The organism is Methylobacter sp. Wu1, assembly GCF_036553575.1.
GTDB lineage: Bacteria > Pseudomonadota > Gammaproteobacteria > Methylococcales > Methylomonadaceae > Methylobacter.
This window is the reverse complement of the sequence record NZ_JAZHOC010000084.1, coordinates 19,582-41,011: the sequence shown is the minus strand read 5'-3', so window position 1 is coordinate 41,011 and position 21,430 is coordinate 19,582. Positions and strand designations below refer to the sequence as shown.

20 protein-coding genes are annotated in these 21,430 nt (G+C 47.4%); 10 read left to right on the top strand and 10 right to left on the bottom strand.

Translation table 11 applies throughout. The features are described from left to right. On the bottom strand, positions 1-278 hold a 278-nt coding region (locus V2P20_RS19790), incomplete at its 3' end, for a transposase (protein WP_331821424.1). 190 nt (positions 279-468) lie between these two features. Beyond that, a complete protein-coding gene (locus tag V2P20_RS19785) occupies positions 469-831 on the bottom strand; it encodes a hypothetical protein (RefSeq protein ID WP_331821422.1) in 363 nt (120 codons plus the stop codon). A 384-nt stretch (positions 832-1,215) separates the two neighbouring features. On the opposite strand from V2P20_RS19785, the gene amoC reads away from it, so the two are divergent. The 5 genes from amoC to V2P20_RS19760 all read left to right on the top strand — a co-directional run bounded on the left by amoC (position 1,216) and on the right by V2P20_RS19760 (position 5,899). Next, positions 1,216-1,968: a bacterial ammonia monooxygenase, subunit AmoC gene (gene amoC / locus V2P20_RS19780; RefSeq protein WP_331821420.1), complete on the top strand. Its 753-nt coding sequence runs from the start codon at positions 1,216-1,218 to the stop codon at positions 1,966-1,968. A 119-nt stretch (positions 1,969-2,087) separates the two neighbouring features. Further along, complete coding sequence (gene amoA, locus V2P20_RS19775; RefSeq protein WP_331821418.1) at positions 2,088-2,831, top strand: bacterial ammonia monooxygenase, subunit AmoA; 744 nt, start codon at positions 2,088-2,090, stop codon at positions 2,829-2,831. A 110-nt stretch (positions 2,832-2,941) separates the two neighbouring features. Next, the gene (amoB, locus tag V2P20_RS19770; protein ID WP_331821416.1) at positions 2,942-4,186 is read left to right on the top strand and encodes a bacterial ammonia monooxygenase, subunit AmoB; all 1,245 of its coding nucleotides are present in this window, start codon (positions 2,942-2,944) and stop codon (positions 4,184-4,186) included. 151 nt (positions 4,187-4,337) lie between these two features. Next, the gene (locus tag V2P20_RS19765; protein WP_331821414.1) at positions 4,338-4,547 is read left to right on the top strand and encodes a hypothetical protein; all 210 of its coding nucleotides are present in this window, start codon (positions 4,338-4,340) and stop codon (positions 4,545-4,547) included. Positions 4,548-5,746: 1,199 nt separating this feature from the next. Then, positions 5,747-5,899 carry a transposase gene (locus V2P20_RS19760; RefSeq protein ID WP_331821412.1) on the top strand — a complete coding sequence of 51 codons (153 nt, stop codon included), beginning with the start codon at positions 5,747-5,749 and terminating at the stop codon, positions 5,897-5,899. 705 nt (positions 5,900-6,604) lie between these two features. Here V2P20_RS19760 and V2P20_RS19755 read toward each other — a convergent pair. Then, positions 6,605-8,509 (bottom strand): DCC1-like thiol-disulfide oxidoreductase family protein, encoded by a 1,905-nt coding sequence (locus V2P20_RS19755; RefSeq protein WP_331821410.1) that lies wholly within the window; start codon positions 8,507-8,509, stop codon positions 6,605-6,607. Between the two features lie 151 nt (positions 8,510-8,660). Then, positions 8,661-8,792, bottom strand: a complete 132-nt coding sequence (locus tag V2P20_RS19750) for a hypothetical protein (protein WP_255528651.1) — start codon at positions 8,790-8,792, stop codon at positions 8,661-8,663. A 222-nt stretch (positions 8,793-9,014) separates the two neighbouring features. On the opposite strand from V2P20_RS19750, the gene V2P20_RS19745 reads away from it, so the two are divergent. Both V2P20_RS19745 and V2P20_RS19740 read left to right on the top strand, forming a co-directional pair. Next, on the top strand, positions 9,015-9,401 hold the full coding sequence (locus V2P20_RS19745) for a hypothetical protein (protein WP_331821406.1): 387 nt from the start codon (positions 9,015-9,017) through the stop codon (positions 9,399-9,401). A 22-nt stretch (positions 9,402-9,423) separates the two neighbouring features. Next, positions 9,424-9,852 carry a hypothetical protein gene (locus V2P20_RS19740; protein ID WP_331821404.1) on the top strand — a complete coding sequence of 143 codons (429 nt, stop codon included), beginning with the start codon at positions 9,424-9,426 and terminating at the stop codon, positions 9,850-9,852. A 259-nt stretch (positions 9,853-10,111) separates the two neighbouring features. Here V2P20_RS19740 and V2P20_RS19735 read toward each other — a convergent pair whose 3' ends face one another. Further along, the gene (locus V2P20_RS19735; protein ID WP_194968276.1) at positions 10,112-10,303 is read right to left on the bottom strand and encodes a DUF2970 domain-containing protein; all 192 of its coding nucleotides are present in this window, start codon (positions 10,301-10,303) and stop codon (positions 10,112-10,114) included. Between the two features lie 120 nt (positions 10,304-10,423). Between V2P20_RS19735 and metH the strand changes: the two genes are divergently transcribed. Genes metH through V2P20_RS19720 form a run of 3 tightly spaced genes read left to right on the top strand, consistent with a single transcriptional unit; the run spans position 10,424 to position 16,253 of the window. After that, the gene (metH, locus tag V2P20_RS19730) at positions 10,424-14,095 is read left to right on the top strand and encodes a methionine synthase (protein WP_331821402.1); all 3,672 of its coding nucleotides are present in this window, start codon (positions 10,424-10,426) and stop codon (positions 14,093-14,095) included. A gap of 17 nt (positions 14,096-14,112) precedes the next feature. Continuing rightward, positions 14,113-14,619, top strand: coding sequence for a TIGR00645 family protein (locus V2P20_RS19725; protein WP_331821400.1), 507 nt, complete (start codon positions 14,113-14,115; stop codon positions 14,617-14,619). Beyond that, a complete protein-coding gene (locus V2P20_RS19720) occupies positions 14,619-16,253 on the top strand; it encodes an aspartate ammonia-lyase (protein ID WP_331821398.1) in 1,635 nt (544 codons plus the stop codon). Before V2P20_RS19725 ends, V2P20_RS19720 begins: the two co-directional genes overlap by 1 nt. A 227-nt stretch (positions 16,254-16,480) precedes the next feature. On the opposite strand, the gene V2P20_RS19715 is transcribed toward V2P20_RS19720, so the two are convergent. From V2P20_RS19715 to glyQ, 5 genes are all read right to left on the bottom strand, one after another. Further along, positions 16,481-16,993, bottom strand: a complete 513-nt coding sequence (locus V2P20_RS19715; RefSeq protein ID WP_331821396.1) for a hypothetical protein — start codon at positions 16,991-16,993, stop codon at positions 16,481-16,483. Between the two features lie 111 nt (positions 16,994-17,104). Beyond that, complete coding sequence (locus tag V2P20_RS19710) at positions 17,105-17,674, bottom strand: lysophospholipid acyltransferase family protein (protein ID WP_331821394.1); 570 nt, start codon at positions 17,672-17,674, stop codon at positions 17,105-17,107. Positions 17,675-17,822: 148 nt separating this feature from the next. Then, a complete protein-coding gene (gmhB, locus tag V2P20_RS19705) occupies positions 17,823-18,362 on the bottom strand; it encodes a D-glycero-beta-D-manno-heptose 1,7-bisphosphate 7-phosphatase (RefSeq protein WP_331821392.1) in 540 nt (179 codons plus the stop codon). Positions 18,363-18,371: 9 nt separating this feature from the next. Beyond that, complete coding sequence (gene glyS, locus V2P20_RS19700) at positions 18,372-20,441, bottom strand: glycine--tRNA ligase subunit beta (RefSeq protein ID WP_331821390.1); 2,070 nt, start codon at positions 20,439-20,441, stop codon at positions 18,372-18,374. Beyond that, entirely contained in the window at positions 20,441-21,358 is a 918-nt protein-coding gene (gene glyQ, locus V2P20_RS19695) for a glycine--tRNA ligase subunit alpha (protein ID WP_331821388.1), read from the bottom strand. Before glyQ ends, glyS begins: the two co-directional genes overlap by 1 nt. Positions 21,359-21,430: the final 72 nt, after the last annotated feature.

Sequence of the window (21,430 nt, the reverse complement as noted above, 5' to 3'; positions counted from 1 at the left end):
TTGAACTTGATGCCCGAGCCGGAGCGATCCCGCACTTTCGGCACTTTGACCGCAATGTCGCCGAGCCCGGTTTGAATCGAACGCTCAGGCAGATAACCGTTCCGTACCACGGCCGCTTTATCAGCGTCGGTTTTCAACGCGCTATGCTGCGCGATAAAGGCCGCGACTTCGGCTTCAATGGCGGCAGCCAGCAATTTGCGGGCGCCCTCGCGCAGCACTTCCTGCAACGGATCATTCTGTTCTGGCTTATTCAGGGTAATGACATTACTATCTGTCATGGCGGTGTTTTCCTCATGTTGGTGGTTGATCTGGGGAGATCTTTTTACCAACAGGTTACACCGCTTTCCTCTCTAGGTCATACACCAGAAATGACTATACCTCAAGCCTACTTCCTTGTAGGCTTCACGGTGAGGGAAAGGCAAAAATTGTGTAAATCCAGACAATTAATAACAAATGGGTGGATAAGTTCTAGATATCATCTAAACCAGACAATCCGTAGACAGACCAGTTAGCAGAATCAAGGGCGCCTTCCTCATTGTCTTTATTATTGTAATTAATTCGGCATACATATTTTCTGGTGGTAGTAGATGAGTCGCTGGTTACATCGATTTCAGCGTTAATCACATACTGATAATCGCCAAGGCTCCAGGCATTAATAGGTTTCTCAGGAAAGTTAATTGTTACATCTGAACCGAGCTCTGATTTAATGTAACTGTTGCAGTGCGTGAACGCGAGATCTGTAAGAGAATTGGAAACAGGGGAGGCGCTGCCTTGATCTTTGGTTTCAACAAGAAATAAATCTGACTGGATAACTTTGTAGATCAGGGGCATGATGAATTCCCGCTGAAGTAATATCAGTCCAACCAGACCGACGGCGAGGACTAACATAGGGTGTTTTCTCAGAAATAAGATAAGATTTTTTTTCATAAGATTTAGAAATTACATCAGAAAAATAGAAACGATAGACAAGAATTTTAACAGAAATCAAAGTTTTAACAGCAAGGAAATTTATCGTGAATGAAGTGAGGATGAGGTAAACAGAATTCAGAATTGTTTTTGACTTGACAAGGTTAATCGAACTGGTAGACTGAGCGCTCACTAAATAGACTTAGTGACACCCTGATTCTAGAATTAGAAGTAGGGAGAGAAAATGGAGTTGTAACAATAGACTCCCGGCTAATAAACCGGGGATTTGATAATTTTTAGGAGGTAGAAATGGCAGCTACAACTGAATCAGTGAAAGCTGATGCTGCGGAAGCACCGCTGTTAAATAAAAGAAATCTGATTGGTGGCGTAATGATCTATGTGGTCTTCTACGCTTGGGTTCGTTGGTACGAAGGTATTTATGGCTGGTCAGCTGGTCTGGATTCATTCGCACCTGAATTCGAAACTTATTGGATGAACTTTCTGTACGCCGAGATGATTCTTGAAGTAGTCACCGCATCAATTCTGTGGGGTTACATCTGGAAAACTCGTGACCGCAAAGTGATGTCAATCACTCCAAGAGAAGAGTTAAGAAGACACTTTACTCACTGGACATGGTTGATTTGCTATGCTACTGCTATTTACTATGGCGCTAGCTACTTCACTGAGCAAGATGGTACATGGCACCAAACAATCGTTCGTGATACTGACTTCACTCCAAGTCACATCATCGAATTCTATTTGAGCTATCCTATCTATATCATTACTGGTTTTGCTTCATTCCTGTATGCAAAAACAAGACTGCCTGCATACCAACAAGGTCTGGCATTACAGTACATGGTATCAGTACTTGGTCCTTTCATGATTCTGCCAAACGTTGGTCTGAATGAGTGGGGTCATACTTTCTGGTTTATGGAAGAGCTCTTCGTTGCACCTCTGCACTATGGCTTCGTATTCTTCGGATGGGCAGCTTTAGGTATCTTGGGTGTTATCAACATCGAAGTTGCATCTATCTCTAAACTGCTGAAAAAAGACTTGGCTTAATAGAGTCTTCGGTTGTAATAACTATCTCCTAGCTGTTTTGCCTTCTTTTCAAAGGCAAAACAGCATAGTGAAAGATAGTATTAAATAAAAATAATTTAAATCCTTTAGGAGGTAAGCTAATGAGCGCATCTCAATCAGCTGTTCGTTCGCGTGCTGAAGCGGTAAAAGCTTCTCGTACGTTAGATTACATGATCGTCTTCGCAGCGTTTTTCGTAATTCTGGGCGGTTATCACATTCACTACATGTTGACCGGTGGTGACTGGGATTTCTGGACTGACTGGAAAGACAGACGTCTGTGGGTAACTGTTGCACCAATCGTTTCAATTACTTTCCCTGCTGCTGTTCAAGCATGCTTGTGGTTCCGTTACAAACTGCCTTTCGGCGCAGTTATCTGCGTACTGGGTCTGCTGTTAGGTGAGTGGATCAACAGATACATGAACTTCTGGGGCTGGACATACTTCCCAGTTAACTTCTGCTTCCCTTCAAACCTGATGCCAGGCGCTATCGTTCTGGATGTTATCCTGATGTTGTCTAACAGCATGACATTGACAGCGGTTGTTGGTGGTATGGCATGGGGTCTGTTGTTCTATCCTGGCAACTGGCCAATCATTGCTCCATTGCACATTCCTGTTGAATACAATGGCATGATGTTTACTCTGGCTGACTTACAAGGTTACCACTACGTAAGAACTGGTACTCCTGAGTACATCAGAATGGTTGAAAAAGGTACACTAAGAACTTTCGGTAAAGACGTTGCTCCAGTATCAGCATTCTTCTCTGCTTTTGTGAGTATCTTAATTTACTTCCTGTGGCATTTCTTCGGTAAATGGTTCGCAAAACCTGACTTCGTTCAGTCTGCATAAGAATCGTTTAACAGAAAACTACACATTAAAAGGACTAGAGGCAACCGTATTATTTCAGTTGCCCTAGGATGCTCGGAAAATAATAGACTCTCTATTACAGAGGAGGATATATGAAATTAATTAAAGACAAAGTTGCAAAACTATCCTTTGTCGCACTGCTGATGACTGTCACAGCAGCGATGTTCTACACACCAACTGCATCTGCTCATGGTGAAAAGTCACAGGCTGCGTTCATGCGTATGCGTACTATTCACTGGTTTGACTTGAACTGGTCAAAAGAAGAAGTAGCAGTAAACGATACAATGACAATTTCTGGTAAATTCCACGTTTTCGCTGGATGGCCTGAAACTGTTGATAAACCAGAAGTATCATTCTTGAACATTGGTATTCCAGGTGCTGTATTTATTCGTGCAGGATCATGGATCGGTGGTCAATTAGTTCCTCGTTCAGTTACTCTGGAACTGGGTGAAACTTATGAGTTTAAAGTATTGTTAAAAGCACGTCGTCCAGGCGACTGGCACGTTCATACTATGATGAACGTTGAAGGCGGTGGTCCAATCATCGGTCCAGGTAAATGGGTAACTATTACTGGTACAATGGGATCATTCACTAACCCAATCACAACTTTGACAGGCGAAACTATCGACCTGGAAACGTTCAACCTGGGCAACGTCTACTTCTGGCACGCTTTCTGGTATGCTCTGGGCTTAGCTTGGTTGGTATACTGGGTACGTAAACCATTGTTCGTTCCACGTTATATCGCTATGGAATCAGGTAAAGGTGATTCTTTGATCACTGCTACTGACAAGAAAGTTGCTATGGCTTTCGGTGCTGGTACTATCGCTATCGTTGCTTTCTCAATGGGCAGCACTAACGAACAGTATCCTGTAACTACTCCTCTGCAAGCTGGTTTGATGCGTGGCATGAAACCAATTGAAATGCCTGCACCTACTGTAAGCGTTAAAGTTGAAGATGCTTCTTACCGTGTACCAGGTCGTGCTATGCAAATGACACTGACTGTTACAAACAACGGTGATTCAGCTATTCGTTTAGGCGAATTCGAAACAGCTGGCGTACGTTTCTTGGATCCAGCAGTTTCTGAAGACACAACTAACTATCCAGATGACTTGTTAGCTGAAGAAGGTCTGACTGTTAGCGATAACAGCCCACTTGCTCCAGGCGAATCAAGAACTGTTGAAGTTACTGCTTCTGACGCTGCATGGGAAGTTTATCGTTTAGCTGACTTGATCTACGATCCAGACAGCCGTTTTGCTGGTTTGCTGTTCTTCTATGATGAAGCTGGCAACCGTCAATTGGTTACTGTAGACGCTCCATTAATCCCAACATTCATCTAATGAATAATTAGCTGATAACATTGGTTGTCAGTTAAGGGTTAAGACCCCCGTTACCGAATGGTAACGGGGGTTTTTTATTTGTGGAAAATAAAAGGTATAACAAGTAAAGGTTGAGTAGTAAATTTAATAAATGGATTGAAATCGTGTAGGGATGAATAAACGTAAATCAACAGAAATGGATCATATTTCGAATGATTTAACATGCGTATTAAGTATATTCAAAGCGATAGTGACTTTAAATTGGGATAAGGATGGCCGTTTGAATGCGGTTGAAGTAATTTATGCTGAGACTGTTTGTAAAATGAAAATTTCAGAGAATAAGTTGGCTAATACTTTAAAAACATTAGATTTCCGGAAATAAATAAGGCTACAGTTATTACGAGCAGAAATCATCATGGTGCACAATGATTGTGCAGAAAGATTGTGGTATGGACTGAATTTTTTCACTAATATTGCATAGGTTGTGAAGCGCAGGCGGAGCAAGGCAATTGTTGTTCTGGATAATAAAAGTTGGACAAGACGAAAATAGACAGAACATTTTTGCTACTTGAAATTAACGACGCTGTTAAAAATACTGGAATTGAGCAATTTTTCAGAAAAGAATCGTGTAAAAATTGATCACTTTTAGAAGGTTGAGGTGTGAATCGAAGACGGGTTAGAAGTGAGCGCGACGGGAAGTCAATGATCATCTTCGTGTCAAAGGTGCAGCAATTAGGAAAATCGCCAGCGATTTTCAATAAGCCGATCAGTGGCAATGGTTGTATGCTTTTGGTCTCTTCTTGTGGTGATGCCATAACGGCGCTACAAGTTATTTAATGATGTTTAGTGAGTGCAGAGTTAGTTGAAAGTATACTTGCTTTAACCGTTTGAGATCATTAATGATGAGTTTATTCGCCATAAACTGGGCTGCTGTTATAAAGGCGATCATTGCTGGCGGTAACAATGCGAGAATGAAATTAACCTGAGTTCGGGGTAAGGAAGAGAAGCGGGTTTTTTGTTATATAAATAGGACTTACGCAAGCCTGTGGAGGCGACTTCAGTCGCCTTTTTCTGAATGGGCGACTACCAACAGTAGGCGCTCTAGGCGAAGTCGTCCCCACAGGTTTTAAAACCGCTTGTCTCAGCAGTTGAACAGGCAAAACGCGTAAGTCCTGATAAAGAAAAAATAAGTTTTCGACGCTAACTTTCCCAAACTAAAACCAGTTGCTGATGAACACTCTTATTTTGCGATGTGGACGATTTTTGCCGAGCCTTTATAGGCTGAATGGCAAAAAAATCAATTAGACTAAGGTGAGAAGAGGCAAAATCATACCTATCGGATGAGTTGTGGCGAGATGATCACGATTTTAATGGCTTACCATCAGGCTGGTTTTCGAATCTTCAAATGGTTTTATCTGAAGCATGTGCAGCACTATTGGCGGTCTTAGTTTTCTGGCTTGTTGAGCTATAATCGTTTTATCTAACTGACGCCGAACTGTTGGTGCCGATTATCGCCTTTATGGCTGGTCGTCGTGGCGTTTCGGCAGGCATCGTTTTTATCGAATCAATGCTGCTCTGGGCGTGTGCGAAAATATCTGCATTCCATGGCCAAAACCTTCGTCAAGGAGGTGCGGCAAATCATCCGCTGACTGGTTTTATGGCTTCAAGTTGCATTTGATTGTTAACGACCAAGGCGAGATTGTCATTTTGCATCACATCGAGCAATGTGAGTGATCGTAAGCCGGTCCCCGATCTGGTGAAATTATTGACGGACCAGCTATTTGGCGGCCGAGACTGTATGTTTCGGAAATTAACCGACTTATTGGCGAATCAGAACATCACCCTGATTACCACCACGTTAAAGAAAACATGAAGCCTCAAGTCATGGATGTGTTTGATAAATGTTTGCCGGGCAAGCGCTATCTCGCTGAATCGCTCAACTCAAGAATATTAGCGATCTTGAGCATTCGCTGCATCGTTCTTTAAGCAACTATTTGTCCAATATTATTGCTTGTCCGGTGGCCTATACTTATCAAGATAAAAAATCGACTCTCAATTTGCGTGATGCCGACTTGTTGCCTTTTATTTCGGATGCTTACCGAACTGAAGTTAATTAAGAAATGTTTCTGAAAAAACTTTGAGTTTATACAAAAAACCCAGCATAAAGCTGGGTTTTTTGGTTCTTTGATCTCTATTGATTAAAGAGAGATAGAGCTAGAAACTTTTTGTTTAGTGCCATCTGGATCGTCGATGCAACCAGTTAAACCAACGATCATCAATGCCATAGCTAAAAGTGATAATACTTTCTTCATAATAATATCCTCCATAGGGGTGTAAATTATTTTTATATATTTTTTGCGCCAGTTTTTAAGCACAAGCAATTTATATCACGACTACATGGATGATGCAATATAAAATCCCTCGAATTTTTTAGGAACATTATAGTTCATTGATATTATCCGGTAGATCAAAGGTGATTACGCCATGATTCCATTTGACAGTGCCAATAGTGCTCCATGGTGAAGAAAAATTCTTGTGCAATTGATCATGGACCCAGTAAGAAGGCGCATCAATTTTTTTGAGTTTTATATGAAACACCGTTTCATCGAGCTTTAAGTCAATTTTTTGGCCCCAAAAAGCAGTGATCTTCATAATAAACTTATGTAAACGCTTGTTATCAATATTGGGTGTAACAGCAATGTTAGCCCACATGGAGTGAACTCTGCCCCAGTTTGGCGCTAATAATCGACCTTGCTCATTAACAAATGGCAGCCAGCGTTCAACATTATTCTGGTCGATATACGTAATGGCTAAGATATGGTCATAGCCGGCAAAATGATCATGCAGATATAGGGCATGGGGTGTGATGCCTAGGAAACTCTGAGAGATCATAAGGAGTGAATTGCTAGCCTGGGCAAGAGCGGTGCTGAATGCATTTTGCTTTGGGTCCAACTTGAATCTATAGATGAAGCCATAATGTATGGTGCTGTTTAACTGCAGAAATAATATGGCAATAAGGACTTTTGAGAGTCGCACTGCAAAAAGTTTAGGTGAGCGAGCAGCGAATTGTTCAAAGATGCGATGATAAAGACTATTATCAGGCAGTTTTGTGGTAACAATGCATTCAGATGAACAGGTAATACGCGCGCGAGAATCTGCAATGGTACGGTATTTATTGGCTGCCCATCGATAAATGCCGGGTAGGCGCATAACCAGACTGACTGGCAGCAAATAACCCATTTTGGCAAATATTTGAATGTAAGTATCGATGCCGGAGTAGATGCGGTTGTCATTATCCAGCGCATATAAATCGGTGAGTAAGGTCTTTCTATCTATTGATGCAAGAGCCGGATATGCGGAAGCGTATTCTTGCGCTGATTTAAAATCGATGCGCTTGAAGATGTCAAAATGGTTGAGGGTGAGGACAGTTCGATTACAAAGAGGGCATTGTTGATCATAAAATACAGTAAGTGCCGGTTGCTTCGAAGTGATCAGTTCGCCAATAGATCGCCACCAGCTGAAAGGGATGAGCAGCGTATAAAACGTAAGCATGCCCATGCCAAAAGGATAAATATTGAAAGACAGGGCAATGCCTAGGTGAAGTCCAATCCCGAGGAGAAGGTAAACTATACGTAAGCAAGGATTGGAGAAGAAAAATATAAAAGTAAACTGAAAGACCAGAATAGTATAGCCAATGGTTTTTTCCAGAAGCTCGTTGTTCAGCAAGGGAGACATGTCAATTGCTGAAACATAATAAGGCTGTGTTGCCGGCAGCCAGGACCCGAGGCCATTGCGCCAGTGTTCGGCAAACATTTTATGGATAGCCGAATCAAAGTAGAGAAATCCAAGACAGATAGCGACAGGCAAATAATAAGCAAGCGCTGAAACGGTTGGTTTGGAATAGGTGCTGTAGTGAGTAAAGGGGCTGCTAAGCTTGTATCTGAGGCTATCTATGGAAAAAGCGCGATTGCCGGGCATAAAAAGCAGGAAGAATCCTGCTCCTATCATGAATACATCAAAGCCTCCGTCAAAATCCCTCTGCATAGGGGTAAAATTAACGAAAATGATCCAGAAGATATAGTTGCAAATGATCGCGAATTGATAGCGATACCCGGCAACAATAAAAATAGCAATAACTCCCCAGAGGCACAGGAAGAAGGGAATCATAGGAAATTCCACATCCATGTAGGGGATTGGATCAAAAATTAAGTGATTGAAATATAACAGGAAGATAATTTCCTGCAGGGTGATTAATCCGTAAAAAATTCGGAATAAACCAACGCCTGTTGCAGGTGCGGGCTTGGAATGGAGACTTGAAATCTTGGAGAAGAGTAATTTATACATTTTCTAAATTCGAAAATTCGAAACAATCAATGTATAAATTATAAAATAAATCTCAATTTTTAGGGGGGAATTATGAAGGAAACTGAGGCCGCCGCGAAAACACAGATTGATGCGATACGAGCGGCCAAAGTAGGGACAGAACTGTTAAATCTTACTTTTCGTCGTCTGGGTGCTCAGCGAATACCCATTTTACAAGGAAGTAGCCAGCAGCAATAACAACTACTGCGCCGATCATGCCAGCTGGTGATTTTAACATTTCGGTGATATCTAAGATCGCTCCCATGAGTGTCCTACCTATAATATATAATTTAGAAACTGCTAATGATATAGCAAACGGAAATCGTATGATACTTTAGGTGAAGTTAAAGTCAAGGCTTAATTATCACATAACTTTATGAAGAGATTGACCAAGAGATATTGCTCCGAGCTGAAATTTAAAGCTCGAAAGCGGGTGTGTTATACTTTAAAATCTAAAGCTTGAAAGCTGATATGTCGAGATAAAAAGATGAAAAAATACGTTAAGATGTTACCGCTCGTTGCGATTTTCTTTACGCTTTCTGCAAATGCTGATGTCCAATTGAAGAATAAATCTGAGATTTTGGGTAAATGGGATTTATATGCGGAAGCGATCAAATTGAATGGAGAAAAGAAGAAAATCACTGTTGAGTGGGATTTTAAGGAGGACGGTACGCTTGAAACAACAGCGACTGACTCTGTTGGTCGAACCCCTGAGTTTAAAGCTAACCTGAAGTACTTCGTGGAAGATGGCGTACTAAAAAAACAAAGCACACCTGGACGGGAAAAGTATGAATCATGTAAGGTTGTTGAAAAAGACAATTCCAACATGGTTTTGAAATGTACATATCTTTTCTTCTTCCTGACAAAAAAATGATAATTAAAACAGAGGTATAACGATGATAGGCGGTATTGTAATGATTATTGCGGCTCTCTGGGTTTACCAGTCGGCCATGAGAGCAAAAGTAAACAATGTATTGATGTGGGTTGGGATTTGTGCAGTGGCTTTTTTTATTGTGCAAATGCTATTGGTTCAGTTCAACATCTATATTTTGGAAGCGGTCAGAGGCAGTGAGGCCAGCAGTGGATATGAGCGTGATTTATTGACCATTGGCGACAGAAAGAATGAGGGCGGCTTTCAAGGAGTTGGCGGTATATTGTTATCAGTATTTTTTGAATTGATGCCACCAATCGCTGGCTTTTTAGCAGTTGCGGTGATTCGCAATAAATTTGTTCTTAAAGAAGAATTTAATTTAGCTAATTTATTCAGTGGCATTAAAGAAATGTTTCAAGGTATAAAACAAAGCTTTAAAACCACAGAAAAGTAAAAGATAAGAGTAGTCATAAAATAAAGCTCAAGCGATGCTTGGGCTTTTTTTATGGCTATTGCATGCTGATTCCTAAAGCACATGGATGAATTTTATCCGAGACAGTATTGAGTATATTTATTCAGTATATCAAAGACTTAATTCTGGAAAATATGAAGGCTCCAAGTTGTTGGCCGAAGTTAAGTTCATGCCAATGCTGCGCCTTGTTTAATCGGAGGCAGAGAAGAATCCTCTAATGAGACATCGGAAAAGCGTAAACTTAGTCGCCAACGATAACTGAGACAAGTGAGATGAGACCAAACACGAAAAGAACAATAAAGATTGCCCCTACGATAACATAAGTTGAAAGCGAGCCCTGTTCAAAGTCCTTTTGTCTGTTCTTTTCACTCCGTACACCGACGACGGCGGACAGAACGCTCTTAATTACTTGAATTACTGTTGGTTTCGACATGTCCTTCTCCGATAGAAATATTAAAATAATAGTGGTTGATTGCTCTTTAAGCAATGTTTATATTCAAGCCGACTATCGCTATCAATCTTTATCCTAACTGATACCACCTTGGCAGTGTCAATGAGCAAAATACAATTATTAAAGCAGCTATTATCCCAGAGAATCTTATTTCTTGATGGTGCGATGGGTACAATGATCCAAAGCTACAAGCTGGAAGAAAAAGACTACCGGGGTGAGCGTTTTGCTGACTGGGCTGTGGATCTTAAAGGTAATAACGATCTGCTGTCGATAACTCAGCCCGACATTATCAGAGCCATTCACCGGGCCTATTTTGAAGCCGGCTCTGATATCGTAGAGACCAACACATTCAATGCGACCAGCATCGCCATGGCCGATTATGAAATGGAATCGCTGGTTTATGAGATCAATGTTGAATCAGCGCGACTGGCAAGGCAAGCCGCCGGCGAATTCACTGCAAAGACGCCGGAAAAGCCGCGGTTTGTCGCTGGTGTTTTAGGGCCCACCAATCGCACGGCCTCCATGTCGCCCGATGTCAACGATCCGGGATTTCGCAATATTTCCTTTGATGATCTGGTTGAGGCTTATACGGAAGCGACACGCGGCCTTATCGACGGCGGCGCCGATATCATTCTGATTGAAACCATTTTCGATACGCTCAATGCCAAAGCGGCCATTTTTGCGGTCGAACAATATTTTGAACAGATTGGTTATAAACTGCCGGTCATGATTTCCGGCACGATCACCGATGCCTCGGGCAGAACGCTTTCCGGACAGACTGTCGCCGCCTTCTGGAATTCGCTCAGGCATGTCGAGCCGATAGCATTTGGTTTTAACTGTGCATTAGGCGCAAAAGAGCTGCGTCAGCATATAGATGAACTGTCAACCATTGCAGATACTTACGTTTCCGCGCATCCGAATGCGGGCCTCCCTAATGAGTTCGGAGAATACGACGAGTCGCCGGAGGCGATGGCGGAAGAGTTGGCCGATTGGGCGCGCAGCGGCTATCTGAATATTATCGGCGGCTGTTGCGGTACCACGCCGGCGCATATCAAAGCGATAGTCGAAGCCGTAAAAGAATACAGTCCGAGACCTATTCCCGTCATCGAGAAACAGTGCCGGTTAGCCGGGCTGGAGCCCATGAATATAGGTCCGGAGACCTTATTTGTAAATGTGGGCGAGCGCACTAACGTAACCGGCTCGGCCTTATTCAAGAGATTGATCGTTGAAGGCAATTACGAAGCAGCGCTGGACATCGCCAAACAGCAAGTTGAGAGCGGCGCCCAGATTATCGATATCAACATGGACGAAGGCATGTTGGACTCCAAGCAAGCGATGGTGCGCTTTCTTAGTCTGATCGCGTCCGAGCCCGATATCGCCAGAGTGCCTATCATGCTCGATTCGTCCAAATGGGAAATTCTGGAAGCCGGCCTGAAATGCATCCAGGGCAAAGGCGTCGTCAATTCCATTTCACTCAAGGAAGGCGAAGAGGCTTTTATACAGCACGCCAAGCTGATCCGCCGCTATGGCGCGGCTGCTATCATCATGGCTTTCGATGAAGAGGGCCAGGCCGATACCAAAGACAGGAAAATCGAAATTTGCCAGCGGGCTTATAAAATTCTTACCGAACAGCTCGGCTTTCCTGCTGAAGACATCATTTTTGACCCGAACATTTTCGCGATCGCGACCGGTATTGATGAACACAATAACTACGGCCTGGATTTTATCGAAGCCACAGGTGAAATCAAACGCACCCTGCCGCATGCGCTGGTCTCAGGCGGTGTGTCGAACGTATCGTTTTCATTCCGCGGCAACAATCCGGTAAGAGAAGCAATCCATGCCGTATTTTTATACCACGCCATCGATGCGGGCATGGACATGGGCATCGTCAATGCCGGCCAGCTCGCGATCTATGCCGACATTCCCGAAGATTTGCGCGATGCAGTCGAAGATGTGGTATTGAACCGTCACCCGGGCGCAACGGAAAAATTGCTGGAACTGGCCGAGAAATACCGCGGCGAGGGCGGCAGTGCAGTAAAACAGGAAGACCAGGAATGGCGCAGCTGGCCCGTCAGTAAACGCCTGGAGCACGCATTGGTCAAGGGCATCGACGAATTTATCGAGGAAGATACCGAACAGGCGAGACTGGAAGCCGAAAGGCCTCTGCATGTCATTGAAGGCGCATTGATGGACGGCATGAATGTGGTCGGCGATCTGTTCGGCGCCGGCAAAATGTTCCTGCCGCAAGTCGTCAAATCTGCGCGGGTCATGAAAAAAGCCGTCGCTTATTTGATGCCGTTCATGGAGGCCGATAAATCCGGCGAAATGAAGACCAACGGCAAAATTCTGATGGCAACAGTCAAGGGCGATGTCCATGACATCGGCAAGAATATCGTTGGTGTCGTGCTGCAATGCAACAATTATGAAGTTATCGATTTGGGCGTCATGGTGCCGGCGGAAAAAATTCTGCAGACGGCGCGCCTGGAAAATGTCGATATTATCGGCTTGAGCGGTCTGATTACACCGTCTCTTGACGAAATGGTACATATCGCCAAGGAAATGGAGCGTCAGGGTTTCGAGATTCCGCTGATGATAGGCGGCGCGACTACATCGCGCGCGCATACGGCGGTCAAAATCGAGCCCAATTATCATGGACCTACCGTTTATGTAACTGATGCATCTAGAAGTGTCGGCGTCGCCAGCAATCTGCTGAGCACTGACCTGAAAGACGATTTCATCCAGAAAATCCGTTCAGAATACCAAGAGGTCAGGGGCCGGCACAAAGGCCGCGAGGCAAAAACCAAACAACATACCCTGGCTGCGGCAAGACGCAATAAATACGTCTGGGGCAACTATGAGCCGGTCAAGCCAACGTTTCTGGGCACCAACGTCATCGATCATTTCCCGCTGGACACGCTGGTCTGGTATATCGACTGGACGCCTTTCTTCCAAACCTGGGAAATGGCTGGCAGCTATCCGAAAATATTCGACGATAAAGTCATCGGCAATGAAGCCAGAAAGTTGTTTGACGATGCCCAAGTCATGCTGAAGAAAATCATTACCGAGGAATGGCTGTCCGCCCGTGCCGTCATCGGTTTTTTTCCGGCCAACAGCGATGGCGATGACGTCATTGTTTACACCGATGACTCGCGCCAGCAAAAGCTCGAGACTTTGCATCATTTGCGGCAACAGAATATAAAGGCGCCGGGCCGGCCCAATTATTGCCTGTCCGATTTTATTGCGCCGGTAGATAGCGGCAAAGCCGATTATATCGGTGCATTCGCCGTTACAACCGGCATCGGCATAGAAGAAAAACTGCGTCAGTTTGAACGGGATCATGACGATTACAGCGCCATTATGCTGAAGGCTCTGGCCGACAGATTGGCCGAAGCATTCGCTGAATATATGCATGAAGCGGTCAGAAAGGAATACTGGGGTTACGCCGAAGACGAGGCTTATGCTAATGAGCAGCTGATTAGCGAAGACTATCAGGGCATCAGGCCGGCACCTGGCTATCCAGCCTGCCCCGACCATACCGAGAAAGCCAAGCTGTTTGAAATGCTGAATGTGACGGCAAACACGTCAATAGAACTGACCGAAAGCTATGCGATGTATCCGGCTTCGGCTGTCAGCGGCTGGTATTTCTCCCATCCTGACGCCCAGTATTTCAATGTCGGAAAAATCGACCGCGACCAGTTAGCGGATTATGCGCGGCGCAAAGGCATCGCGGAAGAAGTGGCCGAGCGTTGGCTGTCAACACATTTGCATCATTAATATCAAAAATACCAAGCATGACAATCAAAGAGAAGACGGAACGGCTAATAGAAAGGCTCATGTACGCCAGTCGCTGGATTCTGGCGCCGATGTATGTCGGCATGAGCCTGGCTTTGCTGGGACTTTCAATAAAATTCTTTCAGGAGCTATCTCACTTCATCCCTCATATCCTCGAAGCTGACGAATCCGAAATGATTCTGAAATTGCTGACCTTGATCGATATGACGCTGGTGGCAAGCTTGATCGTTATCGTCATGTTCAGCGGTTATGAAAATTTCGTCTCCCAAATGGATCTGAGCGAGGAAACTGAGAAGCTCGACTGGCTGGGCACGCATGACTATACGTCCCTGAAACTGAAGGTAGCCTCATCGATAGTTGCGATTTCCTCCATCCATCTATTGAAAATTTTTATGAACGCACAGACGACCGATAATGACAAAATCATGTGGTACGTCCTGACGCATCTGACCTTTGTGATATCGGCCCTGTTTATGGGATATCTTGAAAAGCTCACCAAGCACTGATGATAAAATTACTACTGTTAGGTACGGCGGGCTGCCATTTGTGCGAAGAGGCGGAAGCCATCGTTGCTGCATGCAGAGCGCAAGCTACCGATCAACTGGCTGTCGAGACAATTGACATAGCCGAGCAGACCCAATGGCAGGCGGATTACGCGGTACGGATTCCCGTTTTATATCATCCGGCAACTCAACAAGAACTGGGATGGCCGTTCGGCCGAAATGATGTTAACGAATTTATTAGTGGACTAGCAATGACTGAACATTACAGAATTGAAAAAGACAGCATGGGCGAATTGGAAGTGCCGGCCGATGCTTTATACGCGGCGCAAACGCAACGCGCGGTCAATAACTTTCCGGTCAGCGGCTTGACCATGCCGCCGGCTTTCATTAAGACCGTGGCGTTGATCAAGCAGAGCGCGGCCAAGGTCAATATGGAACTGGGTGAACTTGATGCCGCTATTGGTCAGGCTATTGTGCAGGCCGCCCAGCAGATCATCGATGGCGACCACAGCCAGCATTTTCCGATCGACGTGTTCCAGACCGGCTCCGGCACCAGCACCAATATGAACGTCAATGAAGTATTGGCTAATCTGGCCAGCCGAATTGCTGGGCAGTCGGTCAGTCCGAACGATCATGTCAATATGGGGCAGAGCAGCAATGACGTGATTCCGACCGCGATCCATGTCAGCGCCGCAATCGAATGCCGGAAAATCTTACTGCCGGGGCTGGCGCATTTGGCTCAGACACTGGAAGAAAAAGCAGCCAGTCTTGATCATATTACCAAAACCGGACGCACGCATTTAATGGATGCGATGCCCGTGCGCCTGAGCCAGGAACTGGACGGCTGGGCGCTGCAGATTCGCAATGGCATCGATCGCATCAATTCTGCGCTGCCTCGGGTCTATAAACTGGCTCAAGGCGGCACGGCAGTCGGTACGGGCATCAATGCTCATCCCGAGTTTGCGGCAAAATTCGCACAGACGCTCGGCAAAGAGGCCGGTCTGCCGTTTGAGCCAAACGCATCGTTTTTCGAGAGTCTGAGCGCCCAGGACGCCATGGTTGAATTATCGGGCCAGATGAAAGTTGTAGCGGTCAGTTTGATGAAGATCGCCAACGACTTGCGCTGGATGAACAGCGGGCCTTTGGCTGGTCTGGGAGAGATCGAACTGCCGGCGCTGCAGCCTGGCAGCAGCATTATGCCCGGCAAGGTCAACCCTGTTATTCCCGAGGCGGCGGCTATGGTAGCCGCCCAGGTGATCGGCAACGATACAACGATCACTATTGCCGGCCAATCAGGCAATTTCCAATTGAACGTGATGTTGCCTGTGATCGCACACAACATTCTGCAGAGCATAGAACTGATTGGGAACGTCAGCCGGTTGCTGGCCGATAAAGCGATTGCCGGCTTCACGGTCCGGGAAGACAACCTGCAGCAGGCTTTGGCGAAAAATCCGATACTGGTGACAGCCCTGAATCCTATCATCGGCTATCTGAAAGCCGCCGAAGTCGCGAAAGCCGCTTATAAGCAGGGCCGTCCGATCATTGACGTCGCCGCTGAAATGACCGAACTAAGCCGGGCGGAACTGGAAAAACTGTTAGAGCCCGCGCATTTAACTCAAGGCGGCATAAACGAGTAACCTGTATTTGGCAGGCGGATTGCAAGTCCCGGCGTCTAAACAACGCCGGATATCGACGTTCGTCATGAGAGAGTCGCACCTGTCATTTGACAGAAACAGACGCTGGTCAGAATAGGGGCAATGATATTGCCCCGACTCAATCTGCAATTTTCTTTTACGGATTATAATCCCGAACAAACGGTCTGCTTTATGCGCCGTTTTAATCGGATCTATCAAGTAAGCGGCGGTTAATTTTTAGGTGGTTCTGTCGGTTGAACAGGTGCTGCCGGTTGAGTTGGCTCCACAGGTTGGGCAGGGGGCGCTGGTTGAGCAGTTTCTCCCGGTTTCGCCTGTTCCGCTGCCGCTTTACCGTCTTCTTCGGATTCCGCGATAACGGCCGCAATGCAGTCCATCATGCTTTCGGTATAGTTGTTATGAGCATCGGCAAGCGCCTGGGCCGAGCCGAAGTCATTGCGCAGTTCTTCCAGCGTCTTTTTGGGATCTTTCGAATCCATCAGAGTCAGCATCTTGGTATAGTTGCGGTAAGCTGTCATGCGATTGGGGTCGCCAGGGAAAATACCGGGCATGTTTTTCGTCGTCATGTCAACGACGCAATCAGCCATATGCTGAGGGTCGATTTTATAGTCCTGAATGTCTTTTTCTTTCTTCATTTGTTCCAGTACAGCCTGTTCATATTGCTGTTTATCAGCACAAGCCGAAAGAAACAACGCGGATATGGAGATCAGCAGTAGTTTTTTCATGGATACGTTACCGTTATTTATTTTTTTAAATTGAAATGTCAAATCCATCATTATACGCATATTGCCCGCTATACGGTTCATGATCGCATCAGATAAGATACAGGACGTTTCTTAACGCGTGCTGATGTCCTGCATGGCTTGCCTGATCCAGGCTTCGGCTTCGGCATTGATATCGGCGGCTTTGCGGCCCCGGCTTTCAATGGGTGGCCCGATTTTTACCTTGATCGTCCCCGGATATTTCAAAAAACTGTAGCGAGGCCAATACTCTCCGGCGTTAAGCGCAATGGGTATGACCGGATAACCTGATTTTTGCGCCAGCATGGCGCCGCCGGCGCCGAATTTTTTTTCTTCGCCGGGTGCCGTACGCGTGCCTTCCGGAAATGTCACGACCCATAAACCTTCCTGCAGGCAGGCGGTGCCTTGGTCCAGTAGCTTGCGCATAGCGGCGCGCTGATTTTCGCGATCTATCGCTATCGGTCTGAGCGTCGCCAGAGCCCATCCCCAAAGCGGCATCCAGAGCAATGAACGTTTTAATAAAGTAGTTTGGGGCGGCAGAATATGTCTTAACGCCAGCGTTTCCCAGGCGGACTGATGCTTGCTCAACACGACGGCGGCATCCAGCCCCTTGATATGTTCCAGTCCCTCAACCTCATAACCGAGACCGCAGAAAAACTTCGTCATCCAAACAACAAGGGAACACCAGGCGGTGGCAATTTTATAACGCACGGAGAAAGGCGCCAGCATACACAAAAGAATTAATATGCCATCGATTGTCGCGGTAGTAAAAATGCTGATAAATAACAGGGCTGAGCCGAGATAAAGCCGGAGTTTATTGCCTTGATGTGAGGTACTTTGCTGCGTCATAGAGATTGTCAAAAACAGGAATGTTGAGGTCAGGATTATCCATCAGGGTTTTTTGGCCTTTGCCAGTCTTGACCAATATCGGGCTGGCGCCGACAGCCTGAGCGGTCTGGATGTCGCGTAGCGCATCGCCGATAAAAGGCATGCCTCGCAGGCTGACTTGTTTGTCAGCCGCAAATAATTCCAGCAGGCCCGGTTTGGGTTTTCGGCAGGCGCAACCGTCATCAGGGCCGTGCGGGCAAAAATAGATGCAGTCGATTTCGCCGCCTTTTTCGGCAGCCAATCGGCGCATTTTGGCGTGGATTTTGTCCAGCGTGGCCTGATCGAACAAGCCGCGCTGCAGCCCTGATTGGTTGGTGATGACGGCGACCTTGCAACCGTGCTGGTTGAGCAGGGCGATGGCCTCGAGGCTGCCCTCGATCGGCCGCCACTCTTCCTCTGATTTTATATAGTCGTCGGAGTCATGATTGATGACGCCGTCACGGTCTACCAGAACGTATCGATCCATGCCTGACGTTTACGATTGCAGTCTGGATATGTCGGCACAGGTCAAGAACTGTTCGGACACCAGCGTCAGCAGGGCCAGGCGGTTGGCGCGCAGGTCCAGATCGTCGGCCATGACCATGACATGGTCGAAAAAGGCGTCCACGTCATTTCTGAGCTGGGCCAGGCGGTTAAGCACGGCCTGGTAATCGCGTTTCGCCAGTAAAGGCTGGATGTCCTGGGACGATTGCGTGGCGGCGGCCAGCAGTTGTTTTTCCTGCGTTTCGCTTAAATTGCCAACACTGTCGGCGGCTTTGGTGTCCGACTTTCTCAGGATATTGCGGATGCGCTTGTTGGCAGCCGCCAGGCTTTCGGCTTCCGGCAGCTGCCTGAACGCCTTGACGGCCTGCAGGCGCTGAATGAAGTCCAACGGCTCTGCCGGCGTTACCGATATCACCGCATCAAATTCATCGGCAGTGTAACCCTGGTCGAGACAGTAGCCTCTCAGGCGGTCAAAGACGAAATCGACGACCAGCTTATAGGTTTCATCGTGCTCGAATTCGTGCGTGAATTGTCTCAGCGAGAACGCGATCAGCTCTTTGATGTCGAGATTCAGCCGACTCTCGATAATGATGCGCAGCGTGCCGAGCGCGGCTCTGCGCAAGGCGTAAGGGTCCTTATCGCCGGTAGGAATCAAGCCGGCGCTGAATATGCCGGTCAGCGTATCGATTTTCTCCGCGATCGCCAGAATCTGGCCGGTCTTGCTGCTCGGCGTCGGGCTGCCGGACTGTTTCGGGAAGTATTGTTCCTCAAGCGCCCACGCAACTTCAGCCGGCTCGTTGTCGGCCAGCGCATAATAGCGGCCCATGATGCCTTGCAGATTGCCGAATTCGCCGACCATGTCGGTCATCAGGTCGGTTTTGGCCAGCAAAGCCGCGCGCTTGGCCAGCTCGATGTTCTCATTGAGCTTGCCGGCAACGTATTCGGCCAGCGTGACGACGCGCTGAGTTTTATCGGCCAACGTGCCCAGCTTTTCCTGGAAGACGATGCTGGATAATGTCAACAGGCGTTCTTCCAGAGTCTTTTTGCGGTCCTGTTTCCAGAAGAACTCGGCGTCGGACAGGCGCGGCGTGACGACACGCTCGTTGCCGTGCTGAATCGATTGCGGGTTGCTGCTTTCGATATTGCTGAAGGTGATGAAATGCGGCAGCAGACCGCCGGCGGCATTCTTGACCGGAAAATATTTCTGGTTGGTCTGCATGGTCGTGATCAACACTTCGGCCGGCAGTTCCAGATAGCGCGGGTCGAAATTGCCGGTGATCGGAACCGGCCATTCGTTTAAGGCCGCGATCTCTTCGAGCAGGTCTTCTTCGATGTGCGCGGCGCCGTTGACGGCCGCGGCCGCCTGCTCAGCGGCGCTTCTGATGATGGTTTTGCGCTGCTCGAAATCGGCGATGACTTTGCCTTGTTCGAACAGGATTTGTGCATAGTTTTCAGGCTTGTCGATGGTCAGCGGCTGCGGCGCATGGAAACGGTGGCCGTGCGTGGCCGCGCCGGTTTTCAGGCCTAGAATCTCGGTATCGATGACGGCATCGCCGTACAACAGCACGGCCCAATGCACGGGCCTGACGAATTCGGTCGTGCCGCTGCCCCAGCGCATGCGCTTGGCGATCGGTAGCCCGGCAATGCTGTGCCGTATGATGTCCGGAATCAGGCTTTCGGTGGTCTGGCCCTGGACGTGCTGCGTGAAGGACAGCCATTCCCCCTTGTCGGTCTTCAGGCGCTCCAGCTGGTCGAAAGTCGTGCCGCAGCTGACGGCAAAGCCCTGAGCCGCCTTGCTGGGCGTGCCGTCCGGCGCAAAGGCCGCCTGCACGGCAGGGCCGCGTTTCTCGACGGTTTTATCGGGCTGCGCCGCGGCCAGATCTTCAATCAGCACAGCCAAGCGCCTCGGCGTCGCATAGAACCGGCTACCGCTGAAATTCAGTTCGGCGTCTTTCAGGCCTTGCGTGATATTGTTCAGCAAGGCGGTCGCCATTTTCAGCAGGGTGGTCGGCGGCAGTTCTTCCGAACCCAGTTCGAACAGTAAATGTTTGCTTGTCGCCATTATTGTGCTCCTTGTCCTGTCAGCATCGGGAAGCCTAGCGATTCCCGGCGTTGGTAATAGGCTTCGGCTACGGATTTGGACATGTTTCTGACTCTTAAAATGTAGCGTTGGCGTTCGGTGACCGAAATGGCATGGCGCGCATCCAGCAGGTTGAACGCATGCGAGGCTTTCAGGACCATTTCATAAGCCGGCAGCGGCAGGTCCAGATCGATCAGTTTGCGGCATTCCTGCTCATAGGTATCGAAGCACTGGAACATGAAATCGACATTGGCCTGCTCGAAGTTGAAGGCCGACATTTCCACTTCGTTCTGATGGAATACGTCGCCGTAGGTGACTGTCCCGAACGGGCCTTTGGTCCATATCAGATCGTAGACGCTTTTGACACCCTGCAGATACATGGCGATGCGCTCCAGGCCGTAGGTAATTTCTCCCAGGACCGGCTTGCATTCAAGACCGCCGACCTGCTGGAAGTAGGTGAACTGCGTGACCTCCATGCCGTTCAGCCAGACTTCCCAGCCCAGTCCCCAGGCGCCCAGGGTCGGCGATTCCCAGTTGTCTTCGACGAAGCGGATATCGTGTTCGAGCAGATCCAGTCCCAGATGCCGCAGCGAGTTCAGGTACAGTTCCTGAATGTTGTCCGGCGACGGCTTTAATGCCACCTGAAACTGGTAGTAATGCTGCAGGCGGTTCGGGTTTTCGCCGAAACGGCCATCCGTAGGGCGGCGCGACGGCTGCACATAGGCCGTGTTCCAAGGCTCGGGGCCTATGGCGCGCAGGAAAGTGGCTGGATGAAAGGTCCCTGCGCCGACTTCCTGATCCAAGGGCTGCAATAAAATACAGCCTTGGCTTGACCAGTATTTTTGTAAGGCCAGGATAAGTCCCTGAAATGTGGATACATCGTTATTTATACTCGACACGGCAGCAAAACCTGTTGGGCAATAAAAAGGCCGTCAATTATAGCTTAAAAATGTCGGTTGAATAGGCCCTGA

Bases quoted from the DNA above. Each gene is read 5' to 3' on its own strand.
- V2P20_RS19785 (WP_331821422.1), bottom strand. From the start codon at position 831: ATGCCCCTGATCTACAAAGTTATCCAGTCAGATTTATTTCTTGTTGAA.
- amoC (WP_331821420.1), top strand. From the start codon at position 1,216: ATGGCAGCTACAACTGAATCAGTGAAAGCTGATGCTGCGGAAGCACCG.
- amoA (WP_331821418.1), top strand. From the start codon at position 2,088: ATGAGCGCATCTCAATCAGCTGTTCGTTCGCGTGCTGAAGCGGTAAAA.
- amoB (WP_331821416.1), top strand. From the start codon at position 2,942: ATGAAATTAATTAAAGACAAAGTTGCAAAACTATCCTTTGTCGCACTG.
- V2P20_RS19765 (WP_331821414.1), top strand. From the start codon at position 4,338: ATGAATAAACGTAAATCAACAGAAATGGATCATATTTCGAATGATTTA.
- V2P20_RS19755 (WP_331821410.1), bottom strand. From the start codon at position 8,509: ATGTATAAATTACTCTTCTCCAAGATTTCAAGTCTCCATTCCAAGCCC.
- V2P20_RS19750 (WP_255528651.1), bottom strand. From the start codon at position 8,792: ATGGGAGCGATCTTAGATATCACCGAAATGTTAAAATCACCAGCTGGC.
- V2P20_RS19745 (WP_331821406.1), top strand. From the start codon at position 9,015: ATGAAAAAATACGTTAAGATGTTACCGCTCGTTGCGATTTTCTTTACG.
- V2P20_RS19740 (WP_331821404.1), top strand. From the start codon at position 9,424: ATGATAGGCGGTATTGTAATGATTATTGCGGCTCTCTGGGTTTACCAG.
- V2P20_RS19735 (WP_194968276.1), bottom strand. From the start codon at position 10,303: ATGTCGAAACCAACAGTAATTCAAGTAATTAAGAGCGTTCTGTCCGCC.
- metH (WP_331821402.1), top strand. From the start codon at position 10,424: ATGAGCAAAATACAATTATTAAAGCAGCTATTATCCCAGAGAATCTTA.
- V2P20_RS19725 (WP_331821400.1), top strand. From the start codon at position 14,113: ATGACAATCAAAGAGAAGACGGAACGGCTAATAGAAAGGCTCATGTAC.
- V2P20_RS19720 (WP_331821398.1), top strand. From the start codon at position 14,619: ATGATAAAATTACTACTGTTAGGTACGGCGGGCTGCCATTTGTGCGAA.
- V2P20_RS19715 (WP_331821396.1), bottom strand. From the start codon at position 16,993: ATGAAAAAACTACTGCTGATCTCCATATCCGCGTTGTTTCTTTCGGCT.
- V2P20_RS19710 (WP_331821394.1), bottom strand. From the start codon at position 17,674: ATGACGAAGTTTTTCTGCGGTCTCGGTTATGAGGTTGAGGGACTGGAA.
- gmhB (WP_331821392.1), bottom strand. From the start codon at position 18,362: ATGGATCGATACGTTCTGGTAGACCGTGACGGCGTCATCAATCATGAC.
- glyS (WP_331821390.1), bottom strand. From the start codon at position 20,441: ATGGCGACAAGCAAACATTTACTGTTCGAACTGGGTTCGGAAGAACTG.